7 protein-coding genes are annotated in these 10665 nt (G+C 73.2%); all 7 read left to right on the plus strand.

Features of this window, described 5'->3' with window-relative positions; all coding sequences use genetic code 11:
* The first annotated feature begins 2 nt into the window (after positions 1-2).
* The 7 genes from JW613_RS32295 (at position 3) to JW613_RS32325 (ending at position 10648) form a co-directional block, all read left to right on the plus strand.
* Positions 3-2990 carry an NHLP bacteriocin export ABC transporter permease/ATPase subunit gene (locus JW613_RS32295; protein ID WP_372448031.1) on the plus strand — a complete coding sequence of 996 codons (2988 nt, stop codon included), beginning with the start codon at positions 3-5 and terminating at the stop codon, positions 2988-2990.
* A 117-nt stretch (positions 2991-3107) separates the two neighbouring features.
* Entirely contained in the window at positions 3108-4229 is a 1122-nt protein-coding gene (locus JW613_RS32300) for a substrate-binding domain-containing protein (RefSeq protein ID WP_209214410.1), read from the plus strand.
* A 171-nt stretch (positions 4230-4400) separates the two neighbouring features.
* Complete coding sequence (locus JW613_RS32305) at positions 4401-5738, plus strand: ABC transporter substrate-binding protein (protein ID WP_307866126.1); 1338 nt, start codon at positions 4401-4403, stop codon at positions 5736-5738.
* Positions 5735-6754 (plus strand): carbohydrate ABC transporter permease, encoded by a 1020-nt coding sequence (locus JW613_RS32310; RefSeq protein ID WP_209214412.1) that lies wholly within the window; start codon positions 5735-5737, stop codon positions 6752-6754. The genes JW613_RS32305 and JW613_RS32310 overlap by 4 nt, the downstream gene beginning before the upstream one ends.
* A complete protein-coding gene (locus JW613_RS32315; RefSeq protein WP_209214413.1) occupies positions 6751-7617 on the plus strand; it encodes a carbohydrate ABC transporter permease in 867 nt (288 codons plus the stop codon). Before JW613_RS32310 ends, JW613_RS32315 begins: the two co-directional genes overlap by 4 nt.
* Positions 7618-7694: 77 nt before the next feature.
* Positions 7695-8705, plus strand: coding sequence for a hydroxyacid dehydrogenase (locus tag JW613_RS32320; protein ID WP_209214414.1), 1011 nt, complete (start codon positions 7695-7697; stop codon positions 8703-8705).
* Positions 8702-10648, plus strand: coding sequence for a DUF2264 domain-containing protein (locus tag JW613_RS32325; protein WP_209214415.1), 1947 nt, complete (start codon positions 8702-8704; stop codon positions 10646-10648). Before JW613_RS32320 ends, JW613_RS32325 begins: the two co-directional genes overlap by 4 nt.
* Positions 10649-10665 lie beyond the last annotated feature (17 nt).

Here is a 10665-nt window from a genome sequence, read left to right on the forward strand (position 1 = left end):
ACTTGTATCCGACCGCAGACCCGCAGCACCACTTCGCGGCGAGCGACGTGGTGGTCGCGCACTTCGGGCAGCTGGGCGAGGCGGTGCCCCACGCGTCCGGCAGCGGCCTGGCGCTGGAGGGGCCGCATGTGCTGTGGCTGGTGGCCGAGGGCGCCATGGACGTGTTCGCGGTGGACGCCGCGGGGCAGGGCCACTGGCACTTTCTGGGCCGGCTGGAGGCGGGCACGCTGCTGCTCGGCCCGGTGCAGGGCCCGCGGCACACACTGGTCGGACGGCCGGTGCGGGGCGGAGTGCTGCGCCGCATACCGCTGATGGAGCTGTTCCCGCAGCGCGCCCCGGCCGGATACGGCGGGTACGGCGACCCGGGGGCGTACGACACGGGGAGCCATCCCGTGTACGACACCGGCTCGTTTCCCGCGTACGACACCGGCTCGTACCCCGTCCACGACACCGGCGGGTACCCGGTGTACGACACGGGGAGTCACCCCGCCCACGGCGGCCGGGCCGATCCCTGGGGGCAGGGGGCGGGGCTCGGGCCGTTGGAGGACGCCTTCGCGCGGGGCGTCGGGCGCGGGCTGCGGGTGCTGTTCGAGGCGCCGCTGGACGGCCAGCCGGGGTACGAGGGCCACGGCGGCCACCAGCCACCGGCCACCGACGACGACATCCTGTGGATGCCCGTGGCGCCCGGCAGCGTGCGGTACGGCAACTCCGTCGAGCTGCTGATCGACGGTACGACCTGGCAGCTGATGGTCGACCAGCTCTCCCGGCTGCTGCTGACCCTGGACCGCTGGATCGACCGGCTGGAGCGCGCCCACGAGGACCGTACGGCCGCCGGTCTGGAAGCGGGCGAGACCGTCCGCGCGGAGGCCGACGAGGCGCTGCTCGCGGCCATCGACAAGTCCGCGCGCGGCGGAGCCGGGAGCCAGAGCTCGGACGACAGCACGGTCGCCGTGTGCCGGGCGGTCGCCCAGGCGGCCGGAGTGACCCTGCGGCTGCCGCCCGACGGGCTCTCTCCGGACGACCGGATGGACCCGGTCGAACGCCTCGCCCTCACCTCCGGACTGCGCACCCGCCCGGTGAAGCTGTCGGGCCAGTGGTGGAAGGAGAACACCGGACCGCTGGTCGGCTACCGGGCCGCGAGCGGCGCTCCCGTGGCGCTGCTGTGGCGGCGCGGCCGGTACGAGGCCGTACAGCCGGGCAGCGGCAGCCGCTGGCGGCTCGGCAAGGCGAACGCCGGCACGCTCGCCCCCCGCGCCGTGATGTTCTACCGGCCGCTGCCCGAACGCCCGCTGCCCGCGCGGCGGCTGCTGCGCTTCGCGCTGCACGGTGCCCGCGGCGACCTGCTCACCCTCGTACTGAGCGGACTCGTCGCGGTCGGTCTCGGCGCGCTGGTACCGGTGGCCACCGGCCAGGTGCTCGGCGAGTACGTGCCCAACGCCGAGAAGGGCCTCATCGCGCAGGCCGCCGCGGCGATCGTGGGCGCCGCCGTTGTGGCGGCGGCCTTCATGCTGCTGCAGAACACCTCGCTGCTGCGGCTGGAGGGACGGATAGAGGCCGCCTTGCAGCCGGCGGTGTGGGACAGGCTGCTGCGGCTGCCGACCCGGTTCTTCGCCGAGCGCTCCACCGGGGAGCTGGCCAGCGCCGCCATGGGAGTCAGCGCCATCCGGCGGGTGCTGTCGGGTATCAGCTCGATCGTCGTGCAGTCCGGCACGGTTGCCGGGGTCAACCTCGTGCTGCTGCTGGCCTACAGCGTGCCGCTCGCCCTCGCGGCGCTCGGCGTGCTGGCGGTGGTCGCTGCGGTCTTCGCGGCGACCGGGCTGTGGCAACTGCGCTGGCAGCGGCAGCTGGTGAAGCTCAACAACAAGCTGAACAACCAGGCCTTCCAGACCCTGCGCGGGTTGCCGAAGCTGCGCGTCGCGGCGGCCGAGTCCTTCGCCTACGCGGCATGGGCCAAGGAGTTCGCCCGCAGCCGGGAGCTGCAGCGCCGGGCCGGGCGGATCCGCAATCTGAGCGCTGTCGTCAACGCGGTCTACCTGCCGCTGGCGACGCTGCTGCTGTTCGTGCTGCTGGCCGGTCCGGCGCGCGGCGCGCTGTCCCCCAGCGGGTTCCTCACCTTCACCACGGCCATGACGATGCTGCTGACGTCCGTCACCCAGCTGACCAACTCGCTCATCTCGTGCGCCGCCGTGCTGCCGATGTACGAGCAGATCAAACCGGTGCTGCAGGAGCTGCCCGAGGTACGCGGCGGCAGTGTGCAGCCCGGCACCCTGTCGGGCGCGATCGAGGCGCGGGAGCTGAGCTTCCGCTACTCCGAGGACGGGCCGCTCGTCCTGGACGGCGTCTCCTTCCGTATCGAGCCCGGGCAGTTCGTGGCGGTCGTCGGCGCGAGCGGCTGCGGCAAGTCGACGCTGCTGCGGCTGCTGATCGGCTTCGACCGGCCGACCTCGGGCGAGGTCCGCTACGACGGGCAGGACCTGGCAGCCCTCGACCAGGCGGCGGTGCGCCGCCAGTGCGGGGTCGTCCTGCAGAACGCCCAGCCGCACGCCGGCTCCATCCTGGAGTGCATCTGCGGCGCGGAGAGCTTCCCGCTGGAGCAGGTGTGGGAAGCCGCGCGGATGGCGGGGGTGGCCGACGACATCAAGGCCATGCCGATGGGTATGCACACCATGCTCTCGGACGGCGGCGGCACCGTCTCCGGCGGCCAGCGGCAGCGTCTGATGATCGCCCAGGCGCTGGTGCGCCGTCCGCGTCTGCTCTTCTTCGACGAGGCCACCAGCGCGCTGGACAACGAGACCCAGCGCGTGGTCACCGAGGCCACCCGCGCGTTGCGGGCCACCCGTGTCGTGATCGCCCACCGGCTGTCCACCGTGCTGGACGCCGACCGCGTCATCGTCATGTCCGAGGGCCGCATCGTGCAGGAGGGCGCACCGGCGACGCTGCTGGCCGACACGGGAGGGCTCTTCCACGAACTGGTGCGCCGCCAGCGGTAGCTGTCGCGGCGCGTGGTGCGGGGCTCCCGTCACCGCCCCCTGCACATGTCCGCCGCGAGCGGCCCGCAGGGGTTTCCGTATCGTAGGGAGAAACGGTCAAACGAAAGGGCTACCGCCGTGCGCGAGGGGGCCGCCGTCAGGCGGGAGAGGGTGCTGGAGGCGGTCCGTACGCGGGGGGAGGTGCGGGTGACCCAACTCGCCGCCGAACTGGACGTCTCCGTCGTCACCCTGCGGCGGGACGTGGAGGAACTGGCGCGGCGCGGCCAGTTGCGGAGGGGCCACGGGGTGGCGCGCTCCCTGTCGCCGACTCCGGCGCAGCACGACGCCTCGGCACCGGCCGTGGGGCTGATCGTGCCGGAGAACCACTCGTATCTGTTCGAGGCGGTGCGCGGCGCCCGTACCACGCTGGAGGCGGCCGGCGTCCGGATGGCCCTGCACATCGCCCCGCACCAGCCGGGGTCCGAGCAGGCGATGGCCCGCCAGGCGGTGCAGCAGGGGGTGCGCGGCCTGCTGGTCTCACCGCGCTGGCGCACCGCCGCCTGCGCGGTGCGGGACGAGGAGTGGCTGGCCGAACTGTCGGTACCAGCCGTGTTGATGGAGCGCCGCCCTCCGCCCGGTTCACCGCTGCACGCCCACGACTCGGTGCGCAGCGACCACTGGTACGGCGCCCATCTGGCGCTGGACCACCTGGTGTCGCTGGGGCACCGCCGTATCGTGCTGGCGGCGCGCGACGACAGCCCCACGGCGCGCACACTGCGCGCCGCGTTCGCGCAGATCGCCGGCGAGCGCGAGGAAGTGGCCGAGTGGGCCGTCGTGCTGAGCGCGGGCCCGGCCGACCACACGGCCTCCGGCCCGGGGCGCGCCCGGCAGGCGCGGGAGGGTGCGGCATCGCCGCTCGATCTGCCCGCGGTGCTGCGCGAGCACCGGGCGACAGCCGCTGTGCTGCACGCGGACGTGGACGCGCTGATGCTGGTGCAGCAGTTGCGCGAGCAGGGCATACAGGTGCCGCAGGACTGTTCGGTGGTGGCGTACGACGACGTGGTGGCGGCGCTGGGGAGTCCGCCGCTGACGGCCGTCGCGCCGCCGAAGGAGGAGATCGGCCGGGCGGCTGCAGAACTGCTGCTGCGCCGGCTGCGCCATCCGCGGGGCACGGCGCCGGAGGCGGTGCGCCGCATCGAGTTGCTGCCGGAACTGAAGGTGCGCGGCTCCACGGCACAGGTGGCACAGGCCGACGGGTGACGGGTGACGGGTGACGTCCTGAAGCCCCGTCACTCCCCTCGTGGTGGGGCCGTCTTCGAGGCTCGCACGATCGTTTGACCGTTTTATTTTCTCCTGAGCGATCCATTGACCCTCTTCGTTCGGGCGATCAGGATGCGGATGTCCCCCTCCTCCCACGAAGGAGGCATCCGAGTGCCCGGCCACCGCATCCGACGGTTCACCCGCACCGCACTGACCGCGCTCGCCGCTCTTCCGCTCCTGCTGACCGCCGCCTGCACCGGCGGCGGTGCCACGGCGGCGGGAACGGCGGACGGCCCCGTCCACATCACGTTCTGGTCCGCACTGCGCGGCAGTCAGGAGGTGGTGGACGCGTACAACAGGAGCCAGCGCCGTATCCACGTCGACTTCCAGCAGATCCCGGCCGGCAACCAGGGCGGGTACGCCAAGCTGAGCAACGCGGCCCGCGCCGGCAACGCGCCCGACGTGGCCACTCTCGAATACCCGCAGGTCCCCGGCTTCGCCATCGACGGGGTGGCCCGCGACATCACACCTCTGGTCGGCGAACGGCTGCGAAAGAAGCTGCTGCCGCAGGCGCTGGCGCTGACCACCTTCGAGGGCCGGACCTTCAGCGTGCCGCTGGACGTGGAACCGATGGTCTTCCTCTACCGCCACGACCTGTTCAGCAAGCACGACATCGCCGTGCCGCGCACCTGGGCCCAGTTCGAGGCCGCGGCGCGGAAGATCAAGCGCGCGGCGCCCGGTTCCCGTATCGCCACCTTCCCCACCGACGGCGGCACCCAACTGTCCGCCTGGGCCTGGCAGGCGGGCGCGCGCTGGTTCGACACCAGCGACGGGACCTGGACCGTCTCGATGACCGACGAACCCACCCGGAAGGTGGCCGCCTACTGGCAGCGGCTGATCGACCGGGAACTGGTCTTCCTCAACTCGGTGGACACCCAGGAGGGTTCGGCGCAGGTCGGCAGGGGCGAGGTGTTCGGCAAGCTGGCCGGGGCCTGGGACGCGGGCGGGACGATGTCCTCCCAGCCGGGCCAGAAGGGCAGGTGGAGGGTGGCGCCGATGCCCCGGTGGGACCTGGAACACCCGCGCGTCGGCACCCACGGCGGTTCCACGTTCGCCGTCACCAAGGACAGCCGGCACCCGAAGGAGGCCATGGACTTCATCGAGTGGCAGGTCTCCAGCCCCGAGGCGCTCAAGGCCCGGCTCGCCAGCGGCATCAGCAGCCAGTACCCGGCCGCCACCGGACTGGTCCCCGTCGCCCGGAAGGCGATGGACACCAGCTACTTCGCCGGCCAGGACATCTACTCCCTCTTCCGGCGCGAGGCCGGCCACATCTCCGGCCAATGGAAGTGGGGCCCGCGGATGACGGCCACCCTCAGAATCGTCCAGGACCGGCTGGCCCGGGTCGGAGAGGGACAGGGCACCGTGCTGGACGCGCTGCGCGCGGGCCAGCGGGCGACAATGCCGGACCTGGAATCCCTCGGACTGAACGTGCGGGAGGGCTCCCGATGAGCGCGACCACCGTTCCCGGGACCGGACCGGACGCGGGCGCCGGGCACGGGACCGGCGCCGGCATCCGCCCCGCCACCGTTCCGCGCGAGCGGGCCCGGCACACGGCGCGGCGACGGCAACTGGGCGCGTGCGCCGCGCTGATGACGCCGTTCTTCGTCCTGCTGGTCGTCGTCTTCCTGGTGCCCGTGGGCGGCGCGGTGTGGCTGAGCTTCTTCAGCGACGACCAGCCCGGCCTCGGCTTCGGTCCCGAGCGCACCGTCTTCGCCGGGCTGCGCAGCTACCGGGCCGTGCTGTCGGACCCCACCTTCCTGGCCGGCCTGGGGACGACCGCGCTGTACTGCCTGCTCTACCTCCCGCTGATGGTGCTGCTGGCGCTCGTCCTGGCGCTGCTGCTGGACTCGGGCGCGGTGCGGCTGCGGCGTACGGCGCAGCTGGCGCTGTTCCTGCCGCACGCGGTGCCGGGCCTGATCGCCGCCGTGATCTGGCTGTATCTGTACACGCCCGGCCTCAGCCCGGTCGTGGAGCTGCTGGGCAAGGCCGACATCAGCATCGACTTCCTCGGTGTGCACACCGTGCTGCCGTCGATCGTGAACATCGCCATGTGGAGCAACCTCGGCTACAACACCGTCATCTTCTACGCCGCGCTCCAGGCCGTGCCACGCGAGCTGACGGAGGCGGCGCTGGTGGACGGGGCCGGGCCGGTCCGAACGGCGCTGCGGATCAAGGTGCCGCTGGTGCGCGCGTCCGCAGTGATGGTCGCGATGTTCACCCTGATCTGGTCGCTCCAGCTGTTCACCGAACCGATGCTGCTGAGCCAGGCCACACCGATCGTGGGCAGCCGCTACACGCCGAACATGTACATCTACGACGCCGCCTTCACCCGGAACAACTACGGCCTGGCAGCAGCCGCCTCGGTGGTGCTGCTCGCCGTCACCGTCGCGCTCTCCTACGGGCTGAGCCGGTGGAGCAACCGCACGGGCGGCGCGGCACGCGCCGACGAGGAGGGGACCCGATGAGTGCTGCCGCTCCACCACGCGGGGCGCGGCCCCGGCTGCTGGGCCGGACCGCCGTCAACGCCGTCGTGGGCCTGTCCGTCCTCTACACCCTGCTGCCGGTGGTGTGGCTGGTGCTGGCCGCCGCCAAGAACCGGGACGCCCTCTTCCGCAGCGACCTGCTCTCCCTCGGCGACTTCTCCCTCGCCGACAACCTCTCGGCGCTGTTCGCCATGGAGGAGGGCATCTACGGGCGCTGGTACGTCAACAGCCTGCTGTACGCCGTGGTGGGCGCCGCGCTGGGCTCCATGGTGAGCGTCGCGTGCGGATACGCCTTCGACAAGTACCGCTTCCGCGGCAAGGAGAAGCTGTTCGGGCTGGTACTGGCGGGCGTCATGGTGCCGCCCACCGTGCTGGCGCTCCCGCTGTATCTGATGGCGTCCAAGGTGGGGGTGGTCAACACCTTCTGGTCGGTGTTCATCCCCGTGCTGTTCAACCCGTTCGGGGTGTATCTGGGCCGGGTCTTCAGCCAGGGGTACGTCCCCGACGAGGTGTTGGAGGCCGCCCGGGTGGACGGCGCCGGCGAACTGACGTCCTACTTCCGGGTGGCGCTGCGGATGCTGGGCCCAGGGGTGGTGACGGTGTTCCTCTTCCAGCTCACCGCGATCTGGAACAACTTCTTCCTGCCGATGGTGATGCTGTCCGACCACTCGCTCTTCCCGGTGAGCCTCGGCCTCTACGTCTGGAACAGCGCCGCCGTGGTCACCCCGGACTACTACCCCGTCGTCGTCACCGGCTCGCTGCTGGCCGTCCTCCCCCTGATCGCCGCCTTCGTGCTGCTCCAGCGCTACTGGAAGTCCGGCCTGACAGCGGGCAGTGTCAAGTGAGGCCTCACAGCCCCCCGGCACCGCCCGCCCCACCCGCACCTCCGCACCACCCGCACCACGACCACCACAGGAGCCACATGCCCGGCACCAAACCCCGCGCGGCCCTCGCCATGGACCCCAAGGCGGCGGACGCCGTCCTGAAACCCGCCGTCCGGCGCCGGCTCGGCGAGGTGGTGGAGCTCGCCGAGCCGGTGCTGAGCGACTTCACCACCGCTGCGGCCAGCAGGGTCCTGCCCGGGGTGGAGCTCCTCATCACCGGCTGGGGCTGCCCACCGCTGGACGCAGCCGTGCTCGCGCAGGCTCCCCGGCTGCGTGCCGTCGCACACACGGCGGGCAGCGTGCGCGGGCACCTCACCGAGGAGTGCTGGGCCCGCGGTATCGAGGTCTCCACGGCGGCGGCTGCCAACGCCGCGCCGGTGGCCGAGTACACCCTCGCCATGATCCTGCTGGCGAACAAGCGGGTGCTGCCCGCGGCCCGCGCCTACCGGCAGCAGCGCTCCCGCGACGACTGGCTCCTCCCCGATCCGCAGCTGGGCAACTACCGCCGCACGGTGGGCATTCTCAGCGCCTCACTCGTCGGCCGCCGCGTCATCGAGCTGCTGCGCGCCCATGAGCTGCGCATCCTGCTCTACGACCCGTACGTGGGCGAAGCCGAGGCGGCGGCGCTGGGCGTGGCGAAGGCCGGACTCGCCGAGCTGTTCGCGGCGTCCGACGTGGTCAGCGTGCACACCCCGCTCCTCGCGGCGACCCGCCACCTGGTGAGCGGTGAGATGCTCGCCCTGCTGCGGGACGGCGCAACGCTGATCAACACGGCGCGGGGCGCGGTCGTCGACCAGGAGGCGCTCACCGAAGAGCTGCGCGGCGGCCGGATCCGCGCCGTACTGGATGTCACCGATCCCGAAGTGCCGCCGGTGGACGACCCGCTGTGGGAGTGCGAGAACGCGCTGCTCACCCCGCATCTGGCCGGCTCGCAGGGCAACGAGCTGGACCGGCTGGCGGAGTCGGCCCTCCAGGAGGTGCGCCGCTGGGCGGCGGGCGAGGGCTTCGCCCACGCCGTGCGCCCCGAACAAAAGGAGCTGCTGGCATGACCGCGCACCCCGGGGAGCACGGCGCCGGACCCGGCGTCCTGGGCATACCGCCGCTCGACCACCACCGCAGCCCCCGCACCGGCTGGACCCGCGCCCATTGGGAGGCCGCGGCGGACGGGCTGCTGCGCGCCGCGTGGCGGTGGGCCACCCCGCGCGGGGCGCTGCTGGACCTGCCGGGCCGGCCCTCCCGCTCCGGCACCCGCTCCGACGGGCTCGAAGGGTACGCACGCACGTTCCTGGCGGCGGCCTTCCGTGCGGCGGGTGGCGACGGCGCGGACCCGGCCGGGCTGCTGGAGCGCTACGCGGAGGGCTTGGCCGCGGGCACCCGTACCCCGGGCCGGGAGGACGCCGAGTCGTGGCCGCTGATCCTCGACCACACCACCGCAGGCCAGCCGATGGTGGAGGCCGCCTCGGTGGCGCTGGGGCTGCGGCTGACCCGGCCGTGGCTGTGGGACGGGCTGGAGGACGGCACCCGGGACCGGGCCGAGGCCTGGTTGCGCGGGGCGCTGCGGCACACCCCGGCGCCGAACAACTGGTACCTGTTCCCGCTCAGTGTCGCGGGCTTCCTGGAGTCGGTGGGGCGCGGTGACGCGGAGACCGGGGCCGCGATCGAGCGGGGGCTGGGGCTGCTGGAGGAGTGGTGGCGCGGCGAGGGGTGGTACGCGGACGGCGACGGCCGGGCCTTCGACCACTACAACGGCTGGGCGCTGCATCTGTATCCGCTGCTGCACGCCCACCTGGCGGGGGACGAGGCGCTGACGGCCCGCTACGGTCCCCGGCTGCACGACCATCTGGCGAGCTTCGCGCTGACGTTCGGCGGCGACGGCGCCCCGATCCACTTCGGCCGCTCCCTCACCTACCGGTTCGCCGCGTGCGCCGCCGTCGGGCTCGGCGCACTGACCGGGCACACGCCGCTGTCCCCGGGCGTCTCCCGGCGGCTGCTGAGCGGGACGCTGCGCTACTTCCTCGACAGGGGCGCGGTCGATGCCGACGGGCTGCTGACGCTGGGCTGGCACGGTCCGCACGACGCGACGCTGCAGACCTACTCGGGACCCGCCTCCCCCTACTGGGCGTCGAAGGGCTTCGTGGCGCTGCTCGTACCGCCCGACGATCCGCTGTGGACGGCGACCGAGGAAGCCGCACCGAGCGAGGGGCCCGACCGGGCGCTGGCACTGCCCGCACCGGGGCTGCTGCTGCAGTCGACCGGCTCCGACGGGCTGGTCCGGCTGCACAACCACGGCAGCCACACCCTGCGGCCGTGGCAGGGCGAGGAGTTCGCGGAGGAGGACCCGCTGTACGCGCGCTTCGCGTACTCCACCGGCACGGGGCCGACGGCGCGCGGCAACCCGCCCGACAACCACCTGGCGCTCCGGCTCCCCGGGCGGCCCGGGATGCCGGGGGTGTGGAGCGTACGGCGGCGGGTGGAGCCGCTGGGTGCCTCCTCGGCCCCGGACGGGTCGTGGGGCTGGGCGGCCTCCCGGCACCGGCCGGTCTTCCCCGCAGACGTACCGGCGCCGCCGTCGCTGCGGGTGGAGAGCGTGACGGTGGTGCGCGGCCGCTGGGAGGTGCGGGCGCACCGGGTGGTGGGCGCGCCCGCCGGAACCCGTGTCCGGCTGACCGGCTGGGCGGCCGACGCCTCGCTGCCCGGCGACCTGGTAGCGCTGCACGGTCTGACGCCGGTCGATCCGCTGCGTGCCCCGCAGGGCACGGCGTACGCGCGGTGGGTGCGGGTGCCGGCTGCGGAGGGGGAGCTGAGCGGTACGGGGGTGTGTGTGGCGGCGGCGGTGCTGGGCGGCGCCGGTGCTCCGCCTCGGGTCACGGTGGCCGAAGGGGCGACGGAGGTGGACGTCGAGTGGGGCGAAGGCGGCGGGCGGGCGCGCATCTGCTTCGATCCGTTGACGGTCTTCGATCCGCCGACGGTCGAGGAGGCCGAGGCCGGCTGACGCCCCTCCCCGCCCCC

This window comes from Streptomyces smyrnaeus, from assembly GCF_017676345.1.
Taxonomy (GTDB): Bacteria; Actinomycetota; Actinomycetes; order Streptomycetales; family Streptomycetaceae; genus Streptomyces; species Streptomyces smyrnaeus.

Bases quoted from the DNA above. Each gene is read 5' to 3' on its own strand.
- JW613_RS32325 (WP_209214415.1), top strand. From the start codon at position 8,702: ATGACCGCGCACCCCGGGGAGCACGGCGCCGGACCCGGCGTCCTGGGC.
- JW613_RS32320 (WP_209214414.1), top strand. From the start codon at position 7,695: ATGCCCGGCACCAAACCCCGCGCGGCCCTCGCCATGGACCCCAAGGCG.
- JW613_RS32315 (WP_209214413.1), top strand. From the start codon at position 6,751: ATGAGTGCTGCCGCTCCACCACGCGGGGCGCGGCCCCGGCTGCTGGGC.
- JW613_RS32310 (WP_209214412.1), top strand. From the start codon at position 5,735: ATGAGCGCGACCACCGTTCCCGGGACCGGACCGGACGCGGGCGCCGGG.